Here is a 25,579-nt window from a genome sequence, read left to right on the forward strand (position 1 = left end):
GCGTCAGTCACGGCCTTGCGTCCTGCGGCCGACGCTGAACGTAAATGCCAGCGCCACGACCAGCAACGCACCTTTGATGAAGTCCTGGAGGTAGTAAGGCGCGTTGAGCATCGTGAGACCGTTGAGCAGCACGCCAACGAACACGGCGCCGACGACCGTGCCCGGCACGTTGGGCCGCTTCGCGCCCCACACTGCGTAGCCCACGAGTGCCGCCGCCACCGCGTCGAGCAGCAACGAATGCCCAGCGCTCACGTCGCCGCGACCAACGCGCGCGGCAATGAGCAGTCCGCCGAGTGCCGCGATCGTCGCCGAAGCGACATACGCGCCCATCCGGTAACGGGCCGTGGGCGCGCCCGCCAGTCGCGCCGCGTTCTCGTTGCCGCCGATGGCATAGATCACGCGACCCCACCGCGTCGAGCCCATGACGGCCGAAACGAGCACGGTCAGCACGAGCAGCACGAGCACGGGAACGGGCACCACCTCGAAGAAGCGTGCGCGTCCGAGCGCGAGAAACGCAGCCGGAAACATGCCGCTTGCTTCGGTGCCGTCCGGCAGGATCGTGCCTGTGGCCAGAGAACGGCCGCCCGTCGGAATCAGTTGCAGCCCGGCGAGCAGGAAGAGCGTGCCGAGCGTCGCAAGCTGGTCCGGCACATGCAGGCGCGTGATGAGCAGGCCGTTGAACAGCCCCGCCGCGACGCCAAGCGCGAGACACGCGAGCACGGCCTCCCAGGTGCTGCCGTGCCACACCACGAGCACGTAGCTCGCGGCCATCTGCGCGGAGGCGGCGACGCTCCCCACCGAAAGATCGAAGCCGCCAGCGGCGAGCGTGATCGTCACACCGATGCCGAGCAACGCAACGATCGATACGGCCTGCAGGATGCTGAACAGGTTGGCGATGTTCAGAAACGCCGGTTCACGTACCGTGAAAATCACCACGAGCGCAGCGAGCACGATCAGCAGCCCGGCGCGTTCGAGCGCGACGAAAAGGCCGCGGCGATACTGCGCAGTCTCGTGACGGGCGGGAGAGTCTTCGGAGGCGAGTGTCGGCGTGACGGATCTCATGATTCAGTGGGCGAGGTGGGAGACTGTGGAGTCCTGATGATCGATCGCGCCGCGATCGAACGAAACGATGCGGTCGGCGACTTCGTGCGCCTCTTCGAGGTCGCTGACGAAAACGAGCGTCGCGCGACCGGCCGCGCGATGACGCAATGTGGCAGCGATATCGGCTCTAGCTCCCGCATCGACGCCCTGAAACGGCTCGTCGAGCAGGAGCAGCCTCGCGGGCTCGGCGTGCCAGCGCGCAAGCAGCACCTTCTGCTGGTTGCCGCCCGACAGCCGTGAGACGCGGTCGTCCGGTCCCGAGCAGCGAATGCCGAACGCCTTGATCGCGTTGCGCGCCTCGGCGTGCTCGCGTTCGTGCGGCAACGCGCCGCCGCGCCGCCAGCGCGACAAGAACGGGAAGCTGATCGTGCCGGCGATCGATGCAAACGCAACCGTGTCGGGAAAGAGCGATGTGCGCCAGCGGTCTTCGCCCGCGAGAAATACGCCTGCGCGAATCGCCTCTGCGGGCGTGCGCGGCGCCCAAGGGCGCCCGTAGAGTTCCATCTGGCCCGCTGCCGCTCGCAGCGCGCCGAAAATCACCTGCGCGAGCCGCGACTTGCCCGCCCCGACCGGGCCGACAATTGCGACGATCTCGCCCTGCGCCACCTCGAGATCGAATGCATCGCAACCCGGCGCGAGACGCAGACCGCGCAACCGCAGCGCGGGCTGCACCGATTGCGCACCGGCCAGCCGCGTGTGAGGCGAGGTTCGCGCCGCCGCCAGCGGCCGGCCGATCATCGCTTCGAGCGCAGCGTCGTAATCCACCGGCGCGTGCTGCTCACCGACAATGCGGCCATCGCGCAGGATCGAAACGCGTGAAGCGAGCCTTCGGAGGTCGCCCAGCCGGTGCGAGACGAGCAACACTGCTACGCCCTCGGCCCGCAGGTCTTCGACGAGCGCGTAAAGCCGCTGCGCCTCGCTTGCAGAAAGGCTGGCCGTCGGCTCGTCGAGGATCAGCAGGCGCGGGCGCGAAGCCAGTGCACGCGCGATCACGACGCGTTGCTGCCCGGCAAGCGAAAGCGAGCCGAGCGGCGCGTCGAGATCGGCTTCGAGCGCCACGCGCGCGGCCAATGCGCGCGCGCGTTCCCGGCGCGCGGCCCGCGGCGTCCACCAGTGCGCGTGGCCGTCACACAGCGCGTCGAGCAACAGATTGTCGGCAATCGACAGCGCGGGCACTACCGCGTCGGCAATGCTTTGATGCACCGTGGCGACGCCCAGGCGCTTCGCTGCCTGCGGTGAAGCGGGCGCGTAAGGTTTCCCGCCAAGCGTGAGCGAGCCTTCGTCGGGCAGGTTCACGCCGCTCAGGATCTTTACGAACGTCGATTTGCCCGCCCCGTTCGCGCCCATCAGCGCGACGACCTCGCCCGCGCGGATGGAAAAGTCGAGCCGCGATAGCGCAACGGTTGCGCCAAAGCGCCTGGTGATCGCATGAGCAGTCAGAATCGGAGCGGACATCGCAGCGTACGCGTTCGCGCATCAAAGGTTGGCATTGGCACTCATCCTAGCGACGCGCGGCAGTCAGCCAAACGAAGCGATGCTCATATTCATGCGCCCCCGATTGATAAGGGAAACTACATAACAGCTTCCGCGCAGCGCTTCCGCGATGACAGCGCAATCGCTGTCATCGCGCGGCGCGCCTCCACGCAAATCCGGCAAACCGATATCGATTCGACAATCGGTTATTGGAGTGGCGTCACACGCCTTCCTATACTCATCCTCTTCGTCCCGTGCCAACGGGCGCGCATGCTGCCTCAAACGGCTACGCGGCCCTTGCCTCGCGCAGTGTTGTTACCCCTCATTCGAGAACGAAAGCATGAGTTCATCGCGATCCGACGACACACTCTCCAGCGGCGCCGATTACGAAGCCCTCGCCGCCCGGTTCCTCCCCGCCTTCGCGGAAATCGCCGATGATGCCGCCGAGCGCGATCGCACACGCCGCCTGCCGCATGAAGCGGTCGCCCTGCTCAAGAAAGCGGGCTTCGGCGCCGTACGCGTTCCCGCTTGTCACGGCGGCGCAGGCGCCTCGATCGAGCAACTGTTCCGCCTGATCATCGAACTGGCGGCGGCCGATTCTAATTTGCCGCAGGCGCTGCGCGGCCACTTCGCCTTTGTCGAAGACAGGTTGAATGCGCCGGCGGACGAGGACCAGCGCGCCTGGTTCGATCGTTTCGCGGGCGGGCAGTTGGTTGGCAATGCGTGGACCGAAGCCGGCGATGTCGCGCTCGGCCAGATCAACACGAAGGTGAGCCGCCGCGATGGCGGGTTCGTGCTGAACGGCGCGAAGTATTACAGCACCGGCAGCCTCTACGCGGATTGGATCGACGTCTTCGCGCAGCGTGACGACGACGGCAGCGACGTCATCGTCGCGGTGAATGTGCACCAGCCCGGCGTGATTCGTGAAGACGACTGGGACGGCTTCGGCCAGACGACGACCGGCAGCGGCACCACCGTGTTCCGGAACGCCGAGGTGCACGCGCGCCATGTCATCGACTTCGGCCGCCGTTTCAAGTATCAGACCGCCTTCTATCAGCTGTTTCATGTCGCCACGCTCGCGGGCATTGCGCAAGCCGCGCAACGCGACGCCGCCGCGCTCGTGCGCAGCCGCAAACGCATCTACAGCCACGGCAACGCCGGGCGCGCGAGCGACGACGCGCAGATCCAGCAGGTGGTGGGCGAGATCGCGTCGTGGGCCTATGGCGCACGGGCCGTGACCTTGCAGGCCGCGCAGGCGGTGCAGCGCGCGTACGAGGCACGCTTTGGCGGCGACGACGAAGCCGAGCGCGCGGCGAACGTGGAGGCCGAAATCGCCTCGGCGCAGAGCCAGCTCGTCGCCTCCGAGTTCGCGCTGCGCGCCGCGACGCATCTGTTCGACGCGCTCGGCGCCTCGGCCATCCGCGCAGACCACGCGCTGGACCGGCACTGGCGCAATGCACGCGCCGTGTCGTCGCACAATCCGCTCGTCTACAAAGCGAAGATCGTGGGCGACTGGACCATCAACGGCACTGAGCCGACCTTTGTCTGGCAAATCGGCAACGGACCGAAACGCGGGAGCCAATGACCATCATGAGCAAAACCATCCGTTTCAATGCCTTTGAAATGAACTGCGTGGCGCATCAGTCGCCGGGCCTCTGGACGCATCCGCGCGACCGCTCCTGGCAATACAAGGACCTCGCCTACTGGACCGATCTCGCGAAGATCCTCGAGCGGGGGGTGTTCGACGCGATCTTCATCGCGGACGTGATTGGCTACTACGACGTTTACAAAGGCAGCAACTATCACGCGCTTCACCAGGCCGCGCAGATCCCGGTGAACGATCCCTTGCAGCTCGCCGCGCCCATTGCGATGGTCACGTCGCACCTGGGCATTGGCATCACCGCCTCCACGAGCTTCGAGCACCCGTACACGTTTGCGCGCCGCCTCTCGACCGCCGATCACCACACGCAAGGGCGCCTCGCCTGGAACATCGTGACGTCGTATCTCGAGAGCGGCGCGAAGAACATCGGGCAAGGCGGCCTGCGCGACCACCACGACCGCTACGAAGTCGCGACCGAATACGTGGAAGTGCTCTACAAGCTGTTCGAGGGCAGCTGGGAAGATGACGCCGTGGTGCGCGACCGCGAACGACACGTGTTCACGCATCCGGAGAAAGTGCACGAGATCGGTCACAAGGGCAAATACTTCGAAGTGCCAGGCTATCATCTTTGCGAGCCTTCGCCGCAGCGCACGCCGGTGCTGTTCCAGGCGGGCGCATCCGGTCCAGGCAAGACGTTCGCGGCGCAGCATGCGGAATGTGTGTTCGTCGCCGCGCTCTCGCAGGCCCAGCTGCGCGACTACGTCGCGGATGTACGCCGCCAGGCAGCGCTCGCCGGACGCGATCCGCACAAGCTGTTGATCTACAACCTCGTCACCGTGATCGTCGACGAGACCGACGCAAAGGCATTGGCGCGCTTCGAGGAGTACCAGCGCCATGTCTCCTATGACGGCTCGCTCGTGTTCATGTCGGGCTGGACCGGCATCGACTTCGGCCAGTACCTGCCGACCGACACCGTGAAACGCGTGCAGACGAATGCCATTCACTCCGCCGTCGATCATCTTTCAGGCGGCGACAAAACGTGGACGATCGAGGCGCTGGCGCGGTGGGGCGGCATCGGCGGAATGGGGCCCGTGTTCGTGGGCTCCGCCGCGACGGTAGCCGACATTCTTCAGAAGTGGGTCGAGGCCACGGGCGTAGACGGCTTCAACCTGGCCTACGCGGTCGCGCACGAGACGTTCGAGGACATCGTGAACCTTCTCGTTCCCGAGTTGCAGCGGCGCGGCGTGTACCCACGCGACTATGCGCCGGGCACGCTGCGCGAAAAGCTGTTCGGCGCCGGCGCCCGGTTGCCCGACGAGCATCCCGCGGCGCGCTTTCGCGATATCGAACGCGTGAAGCGCGAACTCGCGGCGCGCGCCAGTGAACCGGGCACCGTTCAAACGCCGGAAGACGCGGTCGCTGCGTTGCCGCACGAATAGGCAGATCGCGTACGCCAGCACTGCCGCTTCGTCCGTCGCTGCGACCCATCCGTCGTTATATTCCGCTACAGCATATGCATAGCGAATGTGGCTGTTTTGCAGCCACGCGCGCGCCTCGTAGAATCGGTCCGCTCTTCGATGACCACGCTACTGAACCTTTAACTATTCCTCTTCGATCATGAAAGCCATCCGCTCCGTTCTCGTTGCCGCGCTCCTGTCGGCCATTGCCGCCGTACCCGCCCTCGCCGCCGATGACCTCGCACAAGTCAAGACGTCCGGGGTGTTTCGCGTCGGCACCGAAGGCACGTACGCACCGTTCACTTACCACGACGAAACAGGCAAGCTGACGGGCTTCGACGTCGACATTGCAACGGCCATCGCACAGCGGCTCGGCGTGAAGCCACAATTCGTCGAGGGCAAGTGGGACGGCCTGATCGCCGGCCTCGACGTCAACCGCTATGACGCGGTGATCAACGAGGTTTCGATCACGGACGCGCGCAAGGTCAAGTACGATTTTTCGACGCCGTATATCTCGACGCATGCGGTGCTGATCGTGCGCTCGGACAATACGAACATCCACTCCTTCGACGACCTCAAAGGCAAGAAGTCGGCCAATACACTGACCAGCAACTTCGGCAAGCTCGCGGCATCGCACGGCGCCGATGTTGTGCCGGTGCAGGGCTTCAACGAATCGATCGATCTGCTGACCTCGGGCCGCGTGGACGCCACCGTAAACGACTCGCTCTCGTTCCTCGACTTCCAGAAGCACAAGCCCGACGCCAAACTCAGGATCGCAGCCACCGACACCTCCTCCGCCGACGACCAGTCCGGCGTGCTGCTCCGCAAGGGCAACCCCGAGCTGGTCGCGGCAGTCGACAAGGCGCTCGCGGACATCAAGGCCGACGGCACCTACGCCAAAATCTCCCGGAAGTACTTCGGCAAAGACATTTCGCAATAAGGCGGACTGAACGATGCCTGCATGGCTGCATCTGATGGCGCAATCGTTGTGGCCACTGCTCTACGCGGGACTGGTGTTTACCGTCCCGCTCACGCTGGCCTCCTTCGCAATCGGCATGGCGCTTGCGTTCTGCGCGGCGCTCATACGCCTGTTCGGACAGCGCTGGGCGGTCGCCGCCGTGCGCTTCTATATCTGGCTCTTTCGCGGCTCGCCGCTGCTCGTGCAGCTGTTCGTCATCTTCTACGGATTGCCCAATGTGGGCATCGTGTTCGATCCGTTGACGGCGGCGATCATCGGTTTTTCGCTCAACGTCGGCGCCTATAACGCGGAAGTCATTCGCGGCGTGATCGAATCCATTCCGCGCGGGCAGTGGGAAGCGGCCTATTCGATGAACATGACGCGCGCGCAGGCGTTGCGCCGCGCCATCCTGCCGCAGGCGATCCGCGTGGCATTGCCCGCCCTCTCGAACTCGTTCATTTCGCTCGTGAAGGACACTTCGCTCGCGGCGGTGCTGACCGTGCCGGAAATCTTCCAGGCTGCCCAGCGCATCGCGGCCGTGACTTACGAACCCCTGATTCTCTATACCGAGGCCGCGTTGATCTACCTGGTGTTCAGTTCCGTGCTCTCGCAGGCGCAGGGCCGCCTCGAAGCGCGCTACGGCCGCCACGCCTTGTTTTCGGTGGGGCGCTGATGATCCGTATCGAGCAAATTCACAAGTCGTTCGGCGAGCATCAGGTTCTCGCAGCCATCGACCTGACGCTCAAACCCGGCAGCGTCACCGCGCTGATCGGACCTTCTGGCAGCGGCAAGAGCACGCTCCTTCGCTGCATCAACTTGCTGGAAGTCCCCGACTCGGGCGCGTTGAACGTGGGCGACGCCCGCGTGGAATTCGGCCCGCGCCGCCGGCTCTCTCACGGCGAAATCGCGTCGGTTCGTAGACACACCGGCATGGTATTCCAGAACTTCCAGCTATTTCCGCACCTGAGCGTTATCGAGAACGTGATGGAAGGACTGCTGACGGTCCTGAAGTGGGACAAGGATCGCGCCCGCGAGCGCGCGGCCACACTTCTCGCGAAGGTCGGAATCGCGCAGAAGGCCGACGCGTGGCCGTCCACGCTGTCGGGCGGGCAGCAGCAGCGCGTGGCCATTGCACGCGCGCTCGCCCCCTCACCCCAGGTATTGCTCTGCGACGAGCCGACCTCGGCGCTCGACCCCGAGCTTTCCGCCGAAGTCGTGGAGGTGCTCAGGCAGCTCGCGCTGGAGGGTACGACCATGCTGATGGCAACGCATGACCTGCGACTCGCGGCTTCCGTCGCGCACGACGCGGTCTTCCTCAAGGATGGCGCGATCGTCGAAGCCGGACCGTCCAGCGAACTCTTCTCACGCCCGCGCGATGCGCGCACGGCGCGCTTCGTCTCCACGCTCACGCAAGCGCAGCCGGTATTCTGAGCCTACGCGGCACATCACCTCGCCGCCCGCTGGCCGCGCTGATCGATCCACAGGCGCGCCCATCGTGAGGCATACGCGATGGCGTGATCGGGCTCGAAGAAATAATCGAGCGCCTCGAAAGAAAACGACGTTTCAAGCGCAGGCGCCCTGTTCTCGATGGTCAGGTTCGCCGCATAGAGTCCGCTTGGCAGCGCATGCGCGGACGGTTCGACGTGATATCCCTTGTATCGCATGTAGGTTCCCGTGAAAGCAGGCGCGGACACGAGCGTCCGCGGCACTTCATGCTAGTGCGCGAAACGCGCGCAGCCAAAGAATGCTTTGGCGTTAGCAAATCAGCGTAGGCGCCACTTCGTCATCACGATTCGCTTCGCTCGCCGCGCGGTGCGATTCGACACAAAGCAGATATGGATTGCGCAAATCGTTATTTCCCGGCGGCGCAGATTCGGGATTACGCTGGGCCCCGATGTCGTCTGCGTGCATTCGCATCGCTGCAAAGCGGGCAGATCGTGGCGCAAGTCATGCATCGCATGATAAGGATTGCATACGATCTGATAACGCCGCCATCTGCATGCGAACCCTCCTCACCCCAAGCGAAATCCACACTTCGATCCGTACGGAGACCGATTCATGGCCGCACTGCCCGGTTCCAGCCCCGCTCCAACCGCCCAAACCACCCCAACCACCCCGAACGCGCAACGCCGCAAATGGCTGCGTGCGGCTGGCGCAACGGCGCTGGGCGCCCCGGTTCTGACGCTCGGCCGCAAGGCCTGGTCGGCGCCGCCGCTTAAACCGTTCACGTTTGCGTGGGCGCCGAACGGGTTTTGCCTCACGCCCGTCGCCGTCGCGCAGGAGCAGGGATTCTTCGAGAAGAACGGGCTGAAGGTCGACCTCGTCAGCTACGCAGGCTCGAACGACCAGTTGCTGCAAACGCTTTCCACCGGCAAGGCAGACGCCGCCGTCGGCATGATTCACCGCTGGCTCAAACCGCTGGAAGCAGGGTTCGACGTCAAGATCATCAGCAGCGTGCATGGCGGGTGCGTGCGCCTCATCGGTTCGAGCGCGGCGGGTGTGACGTCGCTCGCCTCGCTCAAAGGCAAGACCGTGGGCGTGAGCGACCTCGCCTCGCCCGGCAAGAACTTCTTCGCCATCCTGCTGCTCAAGCACGGCATCGATCCGGACCGCGACGTGAACTGGCGGCAATATCCCGCCGACCTGCTGGACGTCGCGGTGCAAAAGGGCGAGATTCAGGCCATCGCCGACGGCGACCCGAATCTCTATCTGCTCGAGCGGCAACGTCCGGGCGCCTATACGCATCTCGCCAGCAATCTCTCGGACGAGTATGCGCACAAGGTCTGCTGCGTGGTCGCCGCGCGCGGCTCGCTCCTGCGCAGCGACCGCGCCACGGCCGCGTCGCTGGCGCGCGCGCTGGTCGAGGCCACCGACTTCTCGCGCGAGAACCCGCGGGAAGCGGCGAAATCGTTCGCGAAGTACACGCCGAAGTTCGCCGTCGACGACCTCGTCAAGCTCTATGCGACGCTCACCTACGACCACCATCCAGCCAACGTCGATCTCCAGCAGGAGATCGCCTATTTCGCCGAAGACTTCAAGCGCGCCGGCGTGCTGAAGCCGACCACCGATCCGCAGCGCTTCGCCGCGGCCGTCTACACCAACGTACTGGGGTAACGCGATGTCCTCGCTCGAACAGACGACGCTGGCCCGCGCCAGCGTAGGCGATGCGCTCGAACCCGGCGACAGCGCCGGTCAACGTTTCGCCAATATCGACCGGCGCCACGCCCGTACACCGGTGCGATCAACCGTGTGGTACACCGGTCTCGCGGTGGCGGCGTCATGGGCCGTGTTCGGCGCGCTCACGCGGCTGTGGCCGAACCGTGTCACCGGCTTCTCCGATTGGGCTTATAGCGCCGAACTCGGCGCGGCCGCCTGGGTCGTCGCGGCATGGATCGCGCTGCTCGCCTTGACGCTGCCCGCCATCGAGCGAGCCAGCATCCGGCTGCAGCCCGCGTTGCGCGGACTGAGAAAGGCGGGGCCGTGGCTGCTCGCCCTGCCCGCCGCCTTCACGCTCTGGGAAGTCCTCACGGCGAAAACGGCGATCCTGCCCACGCCGTTCTTCGCACCGCCACAGGCGCTCATCGAGGTCTATCACGACGACTGGGCGCGCCTCGTCGATTGCGTGGTCCATTCGCTCGGCCTGCTCGCCGTCGGCTTTCTTTACGGCGGCGTGGCCGGCTTTCTCATCGGCGTCTCGATCGGCTGGTCGCGCGCGGTGGGCTACTGGGTGCATCCCGTCATGCGCGTGCTCGGCCCCGTGCCCGCCACGGCGCTTTTGCCGCTCGCGTTCTACATTTTCCCGTCGAGCCGCTCCGCCGCCATCTTCCTCGTCGCGCTCGCCACCGCGTTTCCCGTCACCGTGCTCACCTGGTCGGGCGTCGCGAGCGTGAACAAGGCGTACTACGACGTGGCGCGCACGCTCGGCGCGAGCCAGCGCTTCCTCGTGCTGCGCGTCGCGATTCCGGCCGCACTCCCGCAAGTCTTCGTCGGCCTCTTCATGGGACTGAGCGCCTCGTTCACCGTGCTGGTGACGGCCGAAATGATGGGCGTGAAGTCGGGTCTCGGCTGGTACCTCACATGGGCGCAGGGATGGGCCTCGTATTCGAACATGTACGCCGCGCTGCTCGTGATGGCCGTCCTGTTCTCGGGCCTCATCAGCCTGCTCTTCCTCGTACGCGACCGCACGCTCGTGTGGCAAAAAGGAACCGTCAAATGGTAAATGCCGCCGTGGCGCACGTCACGCCCTCACGCGAGGCACTCACCCGGGGCGCGCGCATCACTGTCGAACGTGTGAGCCACCAGTTCGACACGCCAAAGGGACCGCTCCCCGTGCTCGACGACGTCACCCTGTCGGTCGATCCAGGCGAATTCGTTGCGTTGCTCGGGCCGAGCGGCTGCGGAAAATCCACGCTGCTGCGCCTCGTCGCCGGGCTTGAACCCGCGACAGAGGGGCGCCTCCTGCAAGACGGCGCGCTCATCGAGCGGCCCGATCCGTCGCGCGTCGTGGTGTTCCAGGACCCGACGCTCTACCCCTGGCGGCGCGTGCGAGCGAACGTCGCGCTCGGGCTCGAAGCGCTCGGCGTGCTCAAGCGGGAGCGCAAGCGCGTGGATGTCGAACTTGCACGCGTGGGCCTCACGGAATTCGCGGATGCGTTTCCACACCAGCTTTCGGGCGGCATGTCGCAACGTGTCGCGCTGGCCCGCGCGCTCGTCAACGATCCGCGGCTGCTCGTGCTCGACGAGCCGCTCGGCAAGCTCGACTCGCTCACGCGTCTGGCGATGCAAAGCGAGCTGGTGGATCTCTGGCAGCGCGATCGCTTCTCCGCCCTGCTCGTCACACACGACGTGGAGGAGGCGCTGTTCCTTGCCCAGCGGGTGATCGTATTCAGCCCGCGGCCCGCGCGCGTCGCGGCAGAGCTGCGTGTGGACCTGCCCTATCCGCGTCATCGCGGCGACCCGGCCTTTGCCGCGCTGCGCCGCGAAGCCTTGCATCACCTCGGCCTCGACGCAAGCTGGTAAGCCATGCATGACGGTGCACACGGCGCGCGGCGATGAGCGCGCTGCTTTCCGGTAACGCCTGGGTCAATCCGCTTCTCGGTGCGTTGGAGTCCGCGCAGGTGGCCCTCGGCAGCGCGGCGCACGCGCTCGCTATCGCGGGCGACAGCCACGGCCAGCCCGCCTGGCCGTGGCCGAAGCGGCTCGCCGTCGAAGTGCTGCTGATCGATGCGGGCGTCGCGCGCCAGCTCGCACTCGCGCTCGCCGCAACAGGCGGCGCGCTGCTGCTCGCGATCGTGGGCCTCTTCTCGCGCAGGCGGCGCGTCGCACTGTTTGCGGCGGCCCTGTGCGCGGCCTGGTTCGCGCCTTGGCCGGACAGTTCGCTCTGGCTTGCCGACGCTGTGCCGACCAGTTTCCAGACCACGCCGTTCACGGTGGCGGCGGCCGCGCACGGTGCGGCGCTCTATACACGCGACTGTGCGTCCTGCCACGGCGACACGGGCCGCGGCGACGGCCCGCGCGCGGCCACGCTGGTGCGCTGGCCGCCGACCGTGGTCGGCCCGCTGCTCGGTCACAGGCTGGACGGCGAGTTGTTCTGGCGCGTGATGCACGGCATGCACGCGCACGACGGCACCCAAACCATGCCCGGCTTCGAGGGGCGCCTCACCGACGCCGACACGTGGGCCATTCTCGATTACCTGAAGGTGCTCGCGGCGGGCGGCGGCGTGCAGGACGGCGACGGCTGGCCGGTCCCCGTCGCGCTGCCCGCGCTCGACGTGCGCTGCGGCGACGCGCCTGCCGAACCGCTCGCCCGCTGGCGTGCGAACCAGCGCCTGCGCGCCGTGGCGATCGACACAGGCGCGCCGCCGCGCGAGGACCCGCGCTGGCAGACCCTTCTGCTTTTCCGCGACGGCGCGTTGCCGTCGCCGTCCGAAGCGGCGCGTTGGGCGGTGAACGGTGGGGCGTCGTGCGTGGCCGTCACGCCCGGTGCGTGGAATGCCTTCGCGGGCATGGCGGGCATCGATGCGCAGCGCTTCGCGGGCTCGCAACTGATCGCGGATCGCGATGGCTGGCTGCGAGCCGAAGCGAAGCCGGGCGACCCCGCATGGGCCAACGCCACGTTACTGTGCGCTGCGGGCGGCGGCCGCGCCGAGCGCGAGGCGCGCGCGAGCGCCGACCCGCTCACTGCACTGCTGCTGCGTATCGACGCGGAGCCGGTGCGTTACGTCAAGGGCGGCTACGTGCATTGAACGGGGCGAACGAACCTCGATTCGTTCGCCCTGCCAATCAACCTTTGCCCACGCGATAAAAGCTCGGTGGCACGGTGCCGTTCACCGCAAACGCGCCGACTTGCCGCTCGCGATAGATGCGCGGATTGTGCGACGCAATGGTGCGCGCGTTGCGCCAGTAACGGTCGAGCCCTTCGGTGCGAAGCGTAGCCGACGCGCCAAGCGCGTCGAAGAGATCCGTGCTCGCGTCGAGCACGAGACGCGTGATCACCGGGACGGACTGGTCCACCTCGACGTGCGCCTCGGTATGCGCGCCATGACGCCGCGCCTCATTGGCGGAGGGATCCTGATGGGCTTCGTAGCTGCGCCCGATCGCCTTCGCGGCCTGCAACGCCACGGCGCGCGCGCCGTATGCGGCGCTATGCAGGCGGCCGACGACCTGGAGAATCTGCGGATCGTCGGCGACGCGCGCTGCATTGCCGTTGCTGTAGACCCGGTCGCGCTGGCGCACACGGCGCGCGACGTCGTCGGCGAGCGCGCGGCCGATGCCGGCCAGCGAAGCCAGATGCACGAGCTGATAAAACGGCACGGCATAGGGAAAACGCGTGGCAGAGGGTCGAATCCATTCGGGCTCGACGGCCACATCGGTAAATGTCGCCGTGCCGCTTGCCGTCAGCGCCTGGCCGAAACCGTCCCAGTCGTCGATCACCTCCACGCCCCGGGCCGTGCGCGGCACCTGAAGATATACGGTGTCGTCGCCGTCTTGCGCAGCAACGGCAACCCAGTCGGCGAACAGCGAGCCGGTGGTGTAGAACTTGCGGCCGTTCAGTCGAATGCCTTGCGGTGTGCGTGTGAGGTGCGTATCGAATGTGCCGACCTTCGCGCCGCCCGCTTCGGAAAGGCCGGCGCCAATCAGGTCGCCGGAAGCCAGCTTGCCTAGCCAATGCGCTTGCCATTGCGCTTCGTGCGCCGTGAGCACGTCTTCGACAAAGCCGAGGTGCGCGCGAATCGCGTTGACGACATTCGTGTCCGCGGCGCCAAGTTCGATCAGCAACCCGAACAGTTCAGGAAGCGTCGCGCCCACGCCGCCCTGCTCGCGTGGCAGGCGCAGGCGCGTGAAGCCTGCGTCGCGCAACCACTGGATCTCGTCGTACGGCAGCTGGTGAGCAAGATCCCGTTCAACGGCGCTCGCGCGAATGCGCGCGAAAAGCGGACGCCAGTCGCGCGCGAGCGTTTCATAACGCTCGCTCGGGGCCGCGCCCCATGCAGCGTGAGTTTCGACGCTGATATCAGCGCTCGTTGCTTTGTCAGACGCAATTTTGGACATAGTGCGGATTCCGGTTGAGTCAGGCCAGGTGGCACAGTCAGGCGCACGCTTCGTCAAGGCAGCGTGCGGCTTCGGCCTACAACTTATCAGCACCTGTGCGCCCGACAAACCGAGCGTTCGGAAGATCGATATTCCGTTTGCCGCGACAGCGGCGTCAGGCCGCGCGTGCGAGTTTCGCTGACCTGAAGCTTTGCGCAATGCTCTGCGCGAGCACGGCGATAGCGGACTCCATCTTGCCGATGGCGCGCGAACGCACGATCCGCACGGTGATTTCAGGCTTGAAGTCACTCACTTGCACAACGTCTAGCGAAGCGTAATGTGCGCTCGCCACGACGAGCGGGTACGGTACGACCCCGAGGCCCACACCGTCCGCGACAAGGCCCAGTTGCAGTTCCGTGCCGAGCGTTTCGAGATTCAGCTTGAGCACATGGCCTTGTGCGGCGAGCGCATGCTGCAGCCCCGCGCGAAAGCCGCAACCGTCTGGATTGAGCACCCAGCCGTGCGACTGGCATTCGGCGAGCGTGTACGCGCGACGCTTGAGCAAGCCCTTTTGCGCAACCACGGCAAGCTTGAGCGAACTGAGCGACTCGCCGAGGAGCGTCTCGGGCAACGTGCGATTCGCGGGCAACAGCACGACGGCCGCATCGAGTTCGCCGTCCTCCACTTTTTGCAGCAGCGGCGCACCCCAGCCCGTGAACACGCGCGCGCGCAGCTCCGGATGCGCGTGACGCAGCGCCTGCAGCGCGTCGAGCATCGCGATGTCCGCGACCGTTTGCGCTACGCCCAGGCGCAACACGCCCGCGAGCGGCGCCTCTTCGTTCACGAGTTGCCGCAGCACGTCGATCTCTCGCACGATGGCGCGGCATTGCTCGTAGACCGTGCGGCCCATCGGCGTTGGGCGCATGGGTTTGGTGTTGCGATCGAGCAGCGCCACGCCCAATGCTTCCTCGAAATTCTGGATGCGGCGCGTGACTGCCGGCTGCGTCAGTTCGAGCCTTTCGGCTGCCTGGCTCAGCGATTCGCTGCGCACGGCGGCGACGAAGGCTTCGATCTCGTCGAGTTTCATGATGGTCCCGATGTGATGATCGAGTAGCTTAGCGTCTTCGCAACGATCCGTTCAAGCCACGTCGTATTTGCGATCTGCATCTTTCCATAGAAGAACAATGCGTTTGCCTTATGGGGACGCGCTCCGTATCGTGTCTCCTCGTCATACGCATTATCTGGGGAATATTTCATGCGCCGCGCTTATGTCCGTTATCTCGTTGCAATGACTGCAATCGCTGCAATGCTGCCGGTCGCGGGCTTTGCCGCCGCCACCCTCAAGGTCGGCGACCAGCAGCTGCAAACGCGCGGCATTCTCGAAGCATCGGGCCAGTTGAAGGACGTTCCCTACCCGATCGAATGGTTCAATTTTCCCGCCGCGCAACCGCTTGGCGAGGCGCTCAACGCGGGCGCAATCGACGTAGGCGGCCTTGGCGACGCGCCGCTCATCTTCGCTTACTCGGCAGGCGCGAAGATCCGCGCGGTTTCGGCCACGCGTTCGACGCCCGTCGATCTCGCGATCGTCGTGCCCGCCGACTCGCCGATCCACAGCGCGGCCGACCTCAAAGGCCGCCGCATCGCCACGACACGCGGCTCGATCGGCCACTATCTCGCCGTCTCCACGCTCGAGCGCGCGAACATCAAGCTCACCGACGTGAATCTGTCGTATATGCAGCCCGTCGACGCACAGGCGGCGCTCGTCTCCGGCAACGTGGACGCATGGGCGACATGGGACCCTTACGTCGCACTGAGCGAAGCGCGTCAGCACGCGCGCAGCATTGCGAACGGCGTGGGCGTCTCCTCCGGCTTGAGCTTCGAGGCCGCCACCGATACCGCGATTCGCGACAAGCACGCCGAGCTTGCCGACTTCCTGCGCCGCGTGGCAGCGGGCCAACGCTGGGCCCTCTCGCATCCCGACGAAGTCGCCGCAATTCAGTCGCGCGTGACAGGCCTGCCCGCCGACGTGCTGAAGACGGTCTATCAGCGGGCGCAACTGCATCCCGTGCGGATCGACGACGGCGTGATCGCCGAGCAGCAGCGCACCGCCGATCTCTACCTGCGCGCGGATGTGATCAAGACGCGTCTTGACGTCGCGCCGAGCTTCGACAAGCAGTTCTCGTCGACCGCACCCTGAACGCACCCCGCCCGCCACCCAATACCGCCCTCGCCGCGCCACGCGCGCGCCGCTTCACTGAGCGAACTTCAAGGAACCTTGTCATGAGCGTCGAATTCATCGGCTACGTCAGTCATCAGGAGTCCAGTGAAATTCATTTGCCGGAAGGTCCAGCCGTCAATCCGCCATGGATCGCGGCCGTCGCGCAAGCGCACGAGTATGGCGGTTTCGACCGCGTGCTGATCGCGCATTCGAGCGCCTCGCCAGACGGCTTGCAGATTGCCTCGTTCGTCGCCCAGCAGACGCAACGGCTCGGCATCCTGCTTGCACACCGCCCCGGCTTCGTCGCGCCGACACTCGCCGCGCGCCAGCTCGCCACGCTCGATCACTTCAGCGCGGGCCGCGCCGCCGTGCACATCATCTCCGGCGGCGACGACACCGAGCAGCAACGCGACGGCGACTGGCTCACGCACGACGAACGCTACGGGCGTACCGACGAGTATCTCGACGTCGTCAAGCGGTCATGGACGAGCGATGCACCGTTCGACCACGAAGGCACGTACTACCGCGTCGCGGGACACCGCTCGCAGGTGCGCCCGTTGCAGCGGCCGCATCTGCCCGTGTACTTCGGCGGATCGTCCGATGCGGCGATCGCCGTCGCAGGCAAACATGCAGACGTGTTCGCGCTTTGGGGCGAATCGCTCGACGCGGTGCGCGAAACCATCGCGCGCGTGCGCGCGGCCGCTGCCGTGCATGGGCGAGCCGATCACATCCGCTTCAGCCTCTCGCTGCGTCCGATCCTGGCGGCAACCGAGAGCGCCGCCTGGGCGCGCGCCGAATCGATTCTCGCGCGCGCGAAAGATGTCGTCGCGCGCTCGCCCAATTTCACGCGCCGCCCGAAGGACCCGCAGAACGAGGGCGCGAAGCGGCTGCTCGCCGAAGCGGCGAAGGGCAATGTCGTCGATACGCGGTTGTGGACCGGGATCACCGCGCTCACGCGCGCGGCCGGCAATTCGACTGCGCTCGTCGGCACACCGCAACAAGTCGCTAACGCGCTTCTCGAATACCGTAAGCTCGGCATTTCGACCTTCCTGATTCGCGGCTTCGATCCGCTCGAGGACGCCCTCGCTTACGGACGCGATCTGCTGCCGCTCGTGCGCGCGGCCGTCGCGAACGAAGACGGTGCGCAGCGCGCGGCCGCTGCATGATCATGCGAGCCGCCCACACGCAAGGCTTCTACCACCCGATGCATCTGTTCAAGGCGATGACGGAACCGACATGGCTGACTTAACCACCTCTTCGAACAGCTATGTCCAGTCGTGGCGGGCTCGCTCGCCGCTTTCAAGGGACGGCGCTTATTACTGGCTCTCCTGGGCGATCCCCGCGCTGATTTTCGTGCTCTGGGAACTAGCGGCGCGCGCGGGATGGCTCACGCCACAAGTGCTGCCTGCGCCTAGCAGCGTCGCGGTGACGGCGTGGCATCTCGCCCGCAACGGCGAACTGTTCGTTCACCTTGGCGTTTCGCTCCTGCGCGCGATGACCGGGTTTGTGATCGGCGGTGCAATCGGGCTCGCACTAGGCGTACTGGTCGGCTTTTCCCGCCTCGCCCAGGCGCTCATCGACCGGTCGATCCAGATGGTGCGCGCGATCCCCTTTCTCGCGATGCTGCCGCTCGTGATCGTGTGGTTTGGCGTAGGCGAAGTCGCGAAGATCTTTCTCGTCGCGCTCGCGGTCCTCTTTCCCATCTACATCAACACGATGCTCGGCATTCGTCAGATCGATCCAAAGCTGATGGAACTCGCCAAGGTGATCGGAATGAAATGGCCCGCTGTCGTGCGCCGGATCATTCTGCCCGGTGCGATGCCCGCGATCCTCACGGGCGTGCGTTATGCGCTGGCGCACGCGTGGCTCGCGCTCGTGATCGCCGAAACCCTCGCTACGACGAAAGGCATCGGCTTTCTCGCCATGGACGCTCGCGAATTCCTGCAGACCAATGTCATCCTGCTGACCATGATTATTTACGCGATCATCGGCGTCGCCGCCGACGCACTGGTTCGTTCGCTCGAAACGCGTTTGCTGTCGTGGCACGCGAACTACGCGAAAGGAGCGAAACAGTGAGCGCCACCGCCACGCTGTCCCGCCACGCAAACGCCGTGCCTCGCCGTGAAAGCGAAACCGTCGCGTCGCCATTGGCCGTATCGGTGCGTGGACTCCAGCGCCGCTATGGCGCGCGTGTCGTGATCGATGCGCTCGACCTCGATATCCGCAAAGGCGAATTCGTCGCGCTGCTTGGCGAAAGCGGCTGCGGCAAGACCACGCTGCTGCGCGCACTCGCGGGTCTCGACACGCCGGATGCCGGGCAGATTCGCGCGCCCGAGCGGCCATCCGTGGTGTTTCAGGAGCACCGCCTCCTCCCATGGGCCACGTTGTGGGAGAACGTCGCACTCGGTCATGAGTCGAGCGTCGGCCGCGACGGTGCGTCACGCGCGCTGGCCGAAGTCGGCCTCGCGGGTCGCGAACACGACTGGCCGCGCAATCTTTCCGGCGGCCAGGCGCAGCGCGTGGCACTGGCGCGCGCGCTCGTGCGCGATCCCGCATTGCTGCTGCTCGACGAACCGTTCGCCGCGCTCGACGCGCTCACGCGCATCAAGATGCATGGGCTCGTCAAGGAACTGGTCGCACGTCACGCACCGGGCGTGCTCATCGTGACGCATGACGTCGACGAGGCGCTCGCGCTCGCCGACCGCATTCTCGTCATGCGCGCCGGGCGCATCGCGGCTTCGTTTGAACCCAAGGACCACACGCCACAGGCATTGCGGCTCACGCTGCTAGAGGAACTCGGCGTTCAGTCCCACTGAGCCGCTTCCTCCACCACACAAAAGAAAGGATAACGAATGAATGATACTTCACTGACTCGCCGCCAGCTCCTGCGCGCGGCGGGCGGACTGCTGGCCGGCGCCGCCGCCGCGCATCTGCTTCCCGCGCGCGCCGCGCAGCCGGCGAAACTCACGCGCAATACCGACACGGTCCGCGTTGGCTGGGGCTATGGCGCGCTGCCCGATATCGCGAGGCAACGCGGCGTGTTCGAGAAAACACTCGCGGCGAAGAACATCAAGGTCGAATGGATCGGGCCGTTTCCGAACCACGCGCCGTCGATCCAGGCCGTGGTGGGCGGCAGCGCGGATTTCGGCTTCTGGGGATCGACGACACCCGCGTTCGCTGCCATGCTGGCCGGCGCGCCCATCGTCTTCGCCGGCTTCGACATCTATTCGCCGCGTTCCACCGCCATCATCGTGAAGAAGACAAGCGGCATTCAGTCCGTTGCCGATCTGGCCGGCCGCAAGGTTGCGGTGAACCGTTCGGGGCTCGGCGAGTTCCTGCTCATCGCGGCGCTGGAAAAGCACCACGTCGACCGGGACAAGGTCGAGTTCGTCTATCTGAATCCGCCCGATGCTGCGCCGGCATTCGCACAAGGCAGGGTCGACGCGTGGTCGATGTGGTCGCCCGCAGTCGACATCTCGCGTTATTCGAACGACGCAAAGGACATTTTCAACGAAGGGCGCGATCTCGACTTTCTCGTCGACTACAGCTCGCTCGTCACGCGCCGCAAGTTCGCCGACGAAAACTCGGAGCTGGTACGCGCCGTGCTCGACGCGTATTACGTGGAAGGCGCCTGGCAATCGCAACATCCGGCCGAGTCGGAAGGGCTCGTGCAAAAAGAGGCGAAATATCCGGACCAGGTGCGCGACTATCTGACGAGCCTGAAGCGCGTGAACCAGTTCCACGAGCCCGACGACGCGGCCTTCATGGCGCAGCTGCAACGCGCGGCGGACTGGCTCGCGCAGCGCAAGATCATCAACGCGCCCATCAAGGTCGCCGATTACAGCGTCAAGGTATGACGCGCCGCCTGATCACACACCGCGCACACGCCACGCCCACGCCGCGTGCGAAGGCGCCATGAATCGGAAACCGTATGTCTGAACTTCTCACCCAGGCGCCGGGCGGGATCTCGCTCGTCTCGCCGTTATCGGCGTCGCTCGAATTCACCGAAGCCATCGGCGCGATCGCCGCGACGGCGGCGCAGCGCGAGCGCGAACAACGCCTGCCGCACGAAGAGATCGCCGCGCTGAAGGCGCTCGGCTTCGGCGCGCTGCGCCTGCCCGCCGGTGAAGGCGGCCACGGCGTGTCGCTGAGCGGGCTTTTTGCCGTGGCACGCGACGTCGCCGCAGCCGATTCGAACATCGCGCACGCCTTTCGCAATCACTTCTGGCAAGTGGAGGCGGCCCTCCAGCGCCGCGACCATCCCTTCCATGCGCACGTGCTCGACCTCACGCGCCAACGCAAGACAATCGGCCTGAGCTTTGTCGAGAGCGACGCGCAGGCGGCGGGCGCGCGCCCAAGCCGCGTGCTGAGCCGGCTGGAATGGGACGAGCACAAGCAGGTCTACGTGGGCTCGGGCGAGAAGGTCTACGCAACAGGCAATCTCTACAACGACGCGTTCGTTGGGCTCGCGGTCGAAAGCCGCGCGAACGAGACCGTGCAATATGTGCTCGAACGCGGCGAAGGCGTTGGCACAGAAGACGACTGGCAGGGTTTCGGCCAGCGCCTGACCGGCTCGGGCACTACGCGGTTTCGCGACGTCGTGGTGAAGGCCGGGCATGTCTATGCGCCCGATGCGCCAAAAGCGCCCGAAGCCGCGCCTTGGGGCTTCACCTTCCACCAGGTCTACCTCACCAACTGCATTGCCGGCATCGTGCGGCGCGTGGTGCTGGACGCGGTGGAGGTGCTGCGCGGTCGGCGGCGCAACTTCTACCATGGCGAAGCCGCCCAGCCCGCTGACGAACCGGCGCTACAGGCGTTGCTGGGGCGCATGCGCGCCTACGCCGCGAGCATCGAGGCGAGCGCCGTGCGCGCCGTAGAGGCGCTGCAACTTGCGTCGGAAAACCGAGGCACGCCCGACGACTATGCGAGCACCCTGGCCGCGACGCTCGCCGCCTCGGAAGCCAAGGTCGTGATCGACGATCTCGCGCCGCAAGTCGCCAGTTGGCTCATCGACCTCGGCTCGGGCTCGGTGGTGTCCAGCACAGCCGCGCTGGACCGGCATTGGCGCAATATCAAGGTGATCGCCTCGCACAATCCGCGGCTCTACAAGGAGCGTCTGCTCGGTCAGAACCTGCTGACCGGGCAGCTCCCGCCAACGGGCGCGTTCTTCTGATCCGTGCCGCGCGAGCGTGGCTTCATGCCGCGAGTTCGCGGCGCACGCGCGGCACGATTTCCTGCGCAAAACGGCGCATGTCGTGCTCGAAAGGCTGGAACTGCAGCATGAAGAGTTCAACGCCCGCGCGGTGAAATGCGGCAATACGGCGCGCGACGGTATCGTAGTCGCCCACGAGCCCCGCCGCCGTCCCTCCGTTGGAGCCGACGCGTGGCGAGCGAGCGAAGGTCTTGAACATCTCGACGTTCGGATCGATGTTGGCCTTCTGGCGCTCGCGCAACGGCTTGTCGCGCTCGGCCAGCGCGAATAGATGATCGAGGTGCGCCTCGGCCTGCGCCGCGGTCTCGCGCGCGATCACGAAGGCGGACAAACCAAAGCGCAAGGGCGCGTGCCCGTCTGGCCGCGCGCGTGCCGACACATCGGCGATCAGGCCCGTGACGTCGTCGGGCGGCTGGCCGTTGATGAACCAGACGTCGCCGTGCGCCGCCACCAGTTCGCGTGCCGGCTCCGACTCCCCGCCCACATAGATGCGCGGGCGCGCACGAAACGGATCGGCGGGCAGCAGCCGGTAATCGTCGATATGGAAGTGCGCACCGTCGTGATTCACGCTCTGGCCGCGCAACAGTGCGTCGACCACCGTGATCCACTCGCGGCCATAGGCGTAGCGATCGTCGTGCTCCGGAAAGGCAATGCCGGCACGCTCCAGCTCCGGACGGTTCCATGCATTCACGAGGTTGATCGCGAAGCGCCCGCCGCTGATGTGCTCGATTTGCTGCGCCATCTTCGCGAGCACGACCGGATGGTAGAGAAACGGCTTGATCGCGGCGATGATCTCGATGCGCGACGTGAGTGCCGCCAACGCAGCCGATGCGGTCCACGCCTCCAGCTGATCGAGCGTGGAATCGTGCGGATTGACCGTATGCTGCGCGACGAGCACCGAATCGAAGCCGAGGCGCTCGGCTTCGAGCACGAGCGCCTTGTTGCGGGCCCACGATGCGTCGTAGGGTTCGGCGGGGTCCTGCAGCGCCGCGCGGCTTCCGTGCACGAGCGCCCAGATGCCAAAGCGTGGGAAAGAACGGGACATTGGGTGACGACGTAGTGAGAGTAATGAAGACACGCCCATGCCGGGCGCCGGGCGCGCCACGCTGGCTAGCGTGGGGCCACCGGCTCCGCGCTGGCCTCGCGGTACACGCTGCCCGCATAGAACGACGGCTCGAAATCGGCGGGCACCGGGCCGCTCATGCGTGCCTCGTGCGCGTCCAGATCCTCGGTGAACAGATCCTCGCTGATGCGCCGGATCACGGCCGGAATGTCGCGCTTCATGCTGGGCACGTCGCCGACCGGCAGCCCGCGACTGACGAACGCCGCCGGATTGAACACATGAACGTTGCGCAAAAACGGCGCAGCACCGGGCGTCTTCTCCAGGTACTCGAGCGCCGCGCCGAGGTACGGATGCGCGCTCAGCACCTCGTCTTGCTCGTGCGCGGCGGGCGTGTAGTGATCTCGCCAGAGCCGCACGTGCCTCGCGAGATCGGCAAGCTCGGGCCGTGCGTGCAGATCGACGGCGTATCCCGTCCCTGCAATCACGAAATCGAATGCGAACGGGGTGTCGTTGACCCGCGCCTGCACGCGAGCGCCCGCCACTTGCGCGCCTTGCCAGGCCGCGTCCAGATGCAGATGAAAATTCGGAAAGCGCGTCACGCGCGCGACCGCGTCGGCGGGCGGCGTCGAACCCGCGCGGCGAAAGCGCAGCGCCTGAGCCCAGCGCAGCGCGTCGGGCAGCGCGGGATAGTTGTCGTACGCACCCGGATACGCGCGGGCGCGCGTGACCGGCAAGCTGGGCAGCAACGCGCGCCGCACGAACAGATGCACGTCGGCAGCGCCCGCTTCGAGCGCCGTCGCCGCCGCGTCGAAAGCCGAGGCGGCGCCGCCCACGACCGCGACGGACCGGCCGCGCAACGCGGCGAAATCGATCGCGTCGGACGTATGCGCGACGTGCGTGCGCGGCAGCGACGCTAGCGGTGCGATGAGATTCGGCCGGCCGTTGCCCGCCACACCGTTCGCGAGAATGACCTTGCGCGCGGTTTCCACGCGCGGCTCGACGCCTTCACTATTGCGAATGAGCAGATGCAGCCTGAAGTGCGTGCCAATGGGCTCGATGCGCGTGAGCGTCGTGCCGTATCGAACCGCAATGCCGAGAAACTCGCGATACCACGCGAGATACTCGGCCCATTCCTCGCGGCCGATGCGATCGAACGCCGCGTAGGCCGCCTCGCCGTGGCGGGCTTCGTACCATGCCTGGAAGCTCAGCGCGGGCACCCCTGCCTCCGGCCCCGGCAGCGTTTTGGGCGTGCGCAGCCGCTGCATGCGCGCGCGCGTGGTCCAGACGCCGGCGAGCGGCGCGGCGGCGGCGGCGTCGATCACGCTGACCTTGCCGATACCCGCGCGCCGCAAGCCGAACGCAAATGCCGTGCCGCTCTGGCCGCCGCCTACGACAACGACGTTGTGATCGATGCCGGCACGGCTGACGACCCAGTCGTCCGGATCGGGGCCGATGAGACGCAGCGCTTCGTGCGCGTGACGGTCAGGCAGCGTGTATTCACTCATGAGGACGTCCTGCGAAAGGCGCGCACAAAGGGGCGCGGAAGCTTCGAGTATTGGCCAGCTCCCGCATCGCGCCAACGAATGATTCGGACTTTCCTTTTTCTGCGGGCCGCATGAATTCATGTGCGAATGGAATGTTTATCAGCATTCAATATTTAAAACTCGCATGGATGGATGCTAGCCTCGCTGGATCGAGTCGCGCTCGGCATGGCCTTCTTCGCAACGCACCGACGTGACCCGCATCCGACCGGCATCGAACCCGCATCCAACCGAGGACCCCGCATGAGCATTGAATTCATCGGCATGATCCAGCAGCGCAAGGTGTCGGAAACCCATCTCGCCGAAGGCCCGGCTATCGACGTCGATTACGTTCGCGACTTCGCGCAGGCGCACGAGCGCGCGGGTTTCGACCGCATTCTCGTTCCGCACAGCTCGGTCAGCCCCGACGCCACGCTCACCATCGCCTATGCGGCGAGTGTGACTTCGCGCGTGCATTTCATGCTGGCGCACCGCCCCGGCTTTGTCGCGCCGACGCTCGCCGCGCGCCAGCTCGCAACGCTCGATCACTTTTCCGGGGGCCGGCTCGCCGTGCACTTCATCTCCGGGGGCAGCGACGCCGACCAGCGCCGCGATGGCGACTACCTGAGCCACGACGAACGCTACGCGCGCACCGACGAGTATCTGCAGGTCCTCAAGCGCGTCTGGACCGAAGACCAACCGTTCGATCACGCGGGCCGCTTCTATCGCTTCGAGCAGGCCTGGTCGGAGGTCAAGCCGCGTCAGCAGCCGCATGTGCCGATCTACTTCGGCGGCGCATCGCAAGCCGCACTCGCGGTCGCGGGCAAGCACGCCGATGTCTACGCGCTGTGGGGCGAATCGAAGCAAGGCGTTGCCGACCTGATCGGCCGCGTGCGCGCGGAGGCCGCGAAACACGGGCGCACCGTGCGTTTTTCAGTATCGTTCCGGCCGATCCTCGCCGACACGGAAAAAGCAGCGTGGGAACGTGCCGAGCACATCCTTGCGCAAACGCGCCGCCTGCGCGCCGAACAGGGCGTCGACAAGGGCGGCCCGCTGCAGAGCGAAGGCGCGCGCCGACTGCTAGCCGCCGCCGGTGACGGCGATGGCGTGCGCGCCGACGAACGCCTGTGGACCGCCGTCGCGAAGGAGATCGGCGGCCGCTCGAACTCGACGGCGCTCGTTGGCACGCCCGGGCAAGTCGCACAGACGCTTGCCGAATATCACGCGCTGGGCGTCACGACGTTCCTGATTCGCGGCTTCGATCCGCTCGAAGACGCCATCGACTATGGCCGCGCCCTGATTCCGGCCACGCGCGAACTAACCTCGCGCGTGCGCGCCGCTGCGTGAGGACTCCCGAGAAACCGATATGACTCACACCGCCATCGCAGACCTCGCCCGCTGCGCGTTCGAGCGCCTCGACGCGGGACTCGTGGCGCGCGAACCGGAT

The 25,579-nt window shown here is 66.2% G+C and carries 23 protein-coding genes; 16 read left to right on the forward strand and 7 right to left on the reverse strand.

Annotated features, from left to right (window positions below):
• Window positions 1-3 precede the first annotated feature (3 nt).
• Complete coding sequence (locus tag U5A58_RS05790) at window positions 4-1,062, reverse strand: ABC transporter permease (RefSeq protein WP_321960673.1); 1,059 nt, start codon at window positions 1,060-1,062, stop codon at window positions 4-6.
• Window positions 1,063-1,065: 3 nt separating this feature from the next.
• Entirely contained in the window at window positions 1,066-2,556 is a 1,491-nt protein-coding gene (locus U5A58_RS05795) for a sugar ABC transporter ATP-binding protein (RefSeq protein ID WP_321960674.1), read from the reverse strand.
• Between the two features lie 358 nt (window positions 2,557-2,914).
• Between U5A58_RS05795 and U5A58_RS05800 the strand changes: the two genes are divergently transcribed.
• The 5 genes from U5A58_RS05800 to U5A58_RS05820 all read left to right on the forward strand — a co-directional run bounded on the left by U5A58_RS05800 (window position 2,915) and on the right by U5A58_RS05820 (window position 8,020).
• On the forward strand, window positions 2,915-4,159 hold the full coding sequence (locus U5A58_RS05800) for an acyl-CoA dehydrogenase family protein (protein ID WP_321960675.1): 1,245 nt from the start codon (window positions 2,915-2,917) through the stop codon (window positions 4,157-4,159).
• A gap of 5 nt (window positions 4,160-4,164) precedes the next feature.
• A complete protein-coding gene (locus U5A58_RS05805; protein ID WP_321960676.1) occupies window positions 4,165-5,613 on the forward strand; it encodes an LLM class flavin-dependent oxidoreductase in 1,449 nt (482 codons plus the stop codon).
• Window positions 5,614-5,791: 178 nt separating this feature from the next.
• Window positions 5,792-6,571, forward strand: coding sequence for an amino acid ABC transporter substrate-binding protein (locus U5A58_RS05810; RefSeq protein ID WP_321960677.1), 780 nt, complete (start codon window positions 5,792-5,794; stop codon window positions 6,569-6,571).
• Between the two features lie 13 nt (window positions 6,572-6,584).
• The gene (locus tag U5A58_RS05815; protein ID WP_321960678.1) at window positions 6,585-7,262 is read left to right on the forward strand and encodes an amino acid ABC transporter permease; all 678 of its coding nucleotides are present in this window, start codon (window positions 6,585-6,587) and stop codon (window positions 7,260-7,262) included.
• Window positions 7,262-8,020: an amino acid ABC transporter ATP-binding protein gene (locus U5A58_RS05820; RefSeq protein ID WP_321960679.1), complete on the forward strand. Its 759-nt coding sequence runs from the start codon at window positions 7,262-7,264 to the stop codon at window positions 8,018-8,020. The genes U5A58_RS05815 and U5A58_RS05820 overlap by 1 nt, the downstream gene beginning before the upstream one ends.
• Window positions 8,021-8,034: 14 nt before the next feature.
• Here the strand turns inward: U5A58_RS05820 and U5A58_RS05825 are convergent, their stop codons facing one another.
• A complete protein-coding gene (locus tag U5A58_RS05825) occupies window positions 8,035-8,253 on the reverse strand; it encodes a hypothetical protein (protein ID WP_321960680.1) in 219 nt (72 codons plus the stop codon).
• 394 nt (window positions 8,254-8,647) lie between these two features.
• Between U5A58_RS05825 and U5A58_RS05830 the strand changes: the two genes are divergently transcribed.
• From U5A58_RS05830 to U5A58_RS05845, 4 genes are read left to right on the forward strand one after another with little or no spacing between them, the layout of a single operon-like run.
• Window positions 8,648-9,703 (forward strand): ABC transporter substrate-binding protein, encoded by a 1,056-nt coding sequence (locus U5A58_RS05830; protein ID WP_321960681.1) that lies wholly within the window; start codon window positions 8,648-8,650, stop codon window positions 9,701-9,703.
• A 4-nt stretch (window positions 9,704-9,707) separates the two neighbouring features.
• The gene (locus U5A58_RS05835; RefSeq protein ID WP_321960682.1) at window positions 9,708-10,808 is read left to right on the forward strand and encodes an ABC transporter permease; all 1,101 of its coding nucleotides are present in this window, start codon (window positions 9,708-9,710) and stop codon (window positions 10,806-10,808) included.
• Complete coding sequence (locus U5A58_RS05840; protein WP_321960683.1) at window positions 10,802-11,608, forward strand: ABC transporter ATP-binding protein; 807 nt, start codon at window positions 10,802-10,804, stop codon at window positions 11,606-11,608. The genes U5A58_RS05835 and U5A58_RS05840 overlap by 7 nt, the downstream gene beginning before the upstream one ends.
• A gap of 32 nt (window positions 11,609-11,640) precedes the next feature.
• Window positions 11,641-12,834, forward strand: a complete 1,194-nt coding sequence (locus U5A58_RS05845; RefSeq protein ID WP_321960684.1) for a cytochrome c — start codon at window positions 11,641-11,643, stop codon at window positions 12,832-12,834.
• 37 nt (window positions 12,835-12,871) lie between these two features.
• Here the strand turns inward: U5A58_RS05845 and U5A58_RS05850 are convergent, their stop codons facing one another.
• A complete protein-coding gene (locus U5A58_RS05850) occupies window positions 12,872-14,140 on the reverse strand; it encodes an acyl-CoA dehydrogenase family protein (RefSeq protein WP_321960685.1) in 1,269 nt (422 codons plus the stop codon).
• A 154-nt stretch (window positions 14,141-14,294) separates the two neighbouring features.
• Window positions 14,295-15,206 carry a LysR family transcriptional regulator gene (locus U5A58_RS05855; RefSeq protein ID WP_321960686.1) on the reverse strand — a complete coding sequence of 304 codons (912 nt, stop codon included), beginning with the start codon at window positions 15,204-15,206 and terminating at the stop codon, window positions 14,295-14,297.
• 201 nt (window positions 15,207-15,407) lie between these two features.
• On the opposite strand from U5A58_RS05855, the gene U5A58_RS05860 reads away from it, so the two are divergent.
• The 6 genes from U5A58_RS05860 (at window position 15,408) to U5A58_RS05885 (ending at window position 21,510) form a co-directional block, all read left to right on the forward strand.
• Window positions 15,408-16,316 (forward strand): ABC transporter substrate-binding protein, encoded by a 909-nt coding sequence (locus U5A58_RS05860; RefSeq protein ID WP_321960687.1) that lies wholly within the window; start codon window positions 15,408-15,410, stop codon window positions 16,314-16,316.
• Between the two features lie 83 nt (window positions 16,317-16,399).
• Window positions 16,400-17,503, forward strand: coding sequence for an LLM class flavin-dependent oxidoreductase (locus U5A58_RS05865; protein ID WP_321960688.1), 1,104 nt, complete (start codon window positions 16,400-16,402; stop codon window positions 17,501-17,503).
• 70 nt (window positions 17,504-17,573) lie between these two features.
• Entirely contained in the window at window positions 17,574-18,413 is an 840-nt protein-coding gene (locus U5A58_RS05870) for an ABC transporter permease subunit (protein ID WP_321960689.1), read from the forward strand.
• A 14-nt stretch (window positions 18,414-18,427) separates the two neighbouring features.
• Window positions 18,428-19,153 (forward strand): ABC transporter ATP-binding protein, encoded by a 726-nt coding sequence (locus tag U5A58_RS05875; protein WP_321960947.1) that lies wholly within the window; start codon window positions 18,428-18,430, stop codon window positions 19,151-19,153.
• Between the two features lie 36 nt (window positions 19,154-19,189).
• The gene (locus tag U5A58_RS05880) at window positions 19,190-20,194 is read left to right on the forward strand and encodes an NrtA/SsuA/CpmA family ABC transporter substrate-binding protein (RefSeq protein WP_321960690.1); all 1,005 of its coding nucleotides are present in this window, start codon (window positions 19,190-19,192) and stop codon (window positions 20,192-20,194) included.
• A gap of 74 nt (window positions 20,195-20,268) precedes the next feature.
• Complete coding sequence (locus U5A58_RS05885; protein WP_321960691.1) at window positions 20,269-21,510, forward strand: acyl-CoA dehydrogenase family protein; 1,242 nt, start codon at window positions 20,269-20,271, stop codon at window positions 21,508-21,510.
• A 22-nt stretch (window positions 21,511-21,532) separates the two neighbouring features.
• Here the strand turns inward: U5A58_RS05885 and U5A58_RS05890 are convergent, their stop codons facing one another.
• Window positions 21,533-22,594, reverse strand: coding sequence for an LLM class flavin-dependent oxidoreductase (locus tag U5A58_RS05890; RefSeq protein ID WP_321960692.1), 1,062 nt, complete (start codon window positions 22,592-22,594; stop codon window positions 21,533-21,535).
• 65 nt (window positions 22,595-22,659) lie between these two features.
• Window positions 22,660-24,117, reverse strand: a complete 1,458-nt coding sequence (locus U5A58_RS05895; RefSeq protein ID WP_321960693.1) for an NAD(P)-binding domain-containing protein — start codon at window positions 24,115-24,117, stop codon at window positions 22,660-22,662.
• 279 nt (window positions 24,118-24,396) lie between these two features.
• Between U5A58_RS05895 and U5A58_RS05900 the strand changes: the two genes are divergently transcribed.
• Window positions 24,397-25,479, forward strand: coding sequence for an LLM class flavin-dependent oxidoreductase (locus tag U5A58_RS05900; RefSeq protein WP_321960694.1), 1,083 nt, complete (start codon window positions 24,397-24,399; stop codon window positions 25,477-25,479).
• Window positions 25,480-25,579 lie beyond the last annotated feature (100 nt).

Origin of the sequence: Paraburkholderia sp. J7, assembly GCF_905220155.1 — a bacterium.
In the GTDB taxonomy this organism is placed as follows: domain Bacteria; phylum Pseudomonadota; class Gammaproteobacteria; order Burkholderiales; family Burkholderiaceae; genus Paraburkholderia.

Bases quoted from the DNA above. Each gene is read 5' to 3' on its own strand.
- U5A58_RS05790 (WP_321960673.1), bottom strand. From the start codon at position 1,062: ATGAGATCCGTCACGCCGACACTCGCCTCCGAAGACTCTCCCGCCCGT.
- U5A58_RS05795 (WP_321960674.1), bottom strand. From the start codon at position 2,556: ATGTCCGCTCCGATTCTGACTGCTCATGCGATCACCAGGCGCTTTGGC.
- U5A58_RS05800 (WP_321960675.1), top strand. From the start codon at position 2,915: ATGAGTTCATCGCGATCCGACGACACACTCTCCAGCGGCGCCGATTAC.
- U5A58_RS05805 (WP_321960676.1), top strand. From the start codon at position 4,165: ATGAGCAAAACCATCCGTTTCAATGCCTTTGAAATGAACTGCGTGGCG.
- U5A58_RS05810 (WP_321960677.1), top strand. From the start codon at position 5,792: ATGAAAGCCATCCGCTCCGTTCTCGTTGCCGCGCTCCTGTCGGCCATT.
- U5A58_RS05815 (WP_321960678.1), top strand. From the start codon at position 6,585: ATGCCTGCATGGCTGCATCTGATGGCGCAATCGTTGTGGCCACTGCTC.
- U5A58_RS05820 (WP_321960679.1), top strand. From the start codon at position 7,262: ATGATCCGTATCGAGCAAATTCACAAGTCGTTCGGCGAGCATCAGGTT.
- U5A58_RS05825 (WP_321960680.1), bottom strand. From the start codon at position 8,253: ATGCGATACAAGGGATATCACGTCGAACCGTCCGCGCATGCGCTGCCA.
- U5A58_RS05830 (WP_321960681.1), top strand. From the start codon at position 8,648: ATGGCCGCACTGCCCGGTTCCAGCCCCGCTCCAACCGCCCAAACCACC.
- U5A58_RS05835 (WP_321960682.1), top strand. From the start codon at position 9,708: ATGTCCTCGCTCGAACAGACGACGCTGGCCCGCGCCAGCGTAGGCGAT.
- U5A58_RS05840 (WP_321960683.1), top strand. From the start codon at position 10,802: ATGGTAAATGCCGCCGTGGCGCACGTCACGCCCTCACGCGAGGCACTC.
- U5A58_RS05845 (WP_321960684.1), top strand. From the start codon at position 11,641: ATGAGCGCGCTGCTTTCCGGTAACGCCTGGGTCAATCCGCTTCTCGGT.
- U5A58_RS05850 (WP_321960685.1), bottom strand. From the start codon at position 14,140: ATGTCCAAAATTGCGTCTGACAAAGCAACGAGCGCTGATATCAGCGTC.
- U5A58_RS05855 (WP_321960686.1), bottom strand. From the start codon at position 15,206: ATGAAACTCGACGAGATCGAAGCCTTCGTCGCCGCCGTGCGCAGCGAA.
- U5A58_RS05860 (WP_321960687.1), top strand. From the start codon at position 15,408: ATGACTGCAATCGCTGCAATGCTGCCGGTCGCGGGCTTTGCCGCCGCC.
- U5A58_RS05865 (WP_321960688.1), top strand. From the start codon at position 16,400: ATGAGCGTCGAATTCATCGGCTACGTCAGTCATCAGGAGTCCAGTGAA.
- U5A58_RS05870 (WP_321960689.1), top strand. From the start codon at position 17,574: ATGGCTGACTTAACCACCTCTTCGAACAGCTATGTCCAGTCGTGGCGG.
- U5A58_RS05880 (WP_321960690.1), top strand. From the start codon at position 19,190: ATGAATGATACTTCACTGACTCGCCGCCAGCTCCTGCGCGCGGCGGGC.
- U5A58_RS05885 (WP_321960691.1), top strand. From the start codon at position 20,269: ATGTCTGAACTTCTCACCCAGGCGCCGGGCGGGATCTCGCTCGTCTCG.
- U5A58_RS05890 (WP_321960692.1), bottom strand. From the start codon at position 22,594: ATGTCCCGTTCTTTCCCACGCTTTGGCATCTGGGCGCTCGTGCACGGA.
- U5A58_RS05895 (WP_321960693.1), bottom strand. From the start codon at position 24,117: ATGAGTGAATACACGCTGCCTGACCGTCACGCGCACGAAGCGCTGCGT.
- U5A58_RS05900 (WP_321960694.1), top strand. From the start codon at position 24,397: ATGAGCATTGAATTCATCGGCATGATCCAGCAGCGCAAGGTGTCGGAA.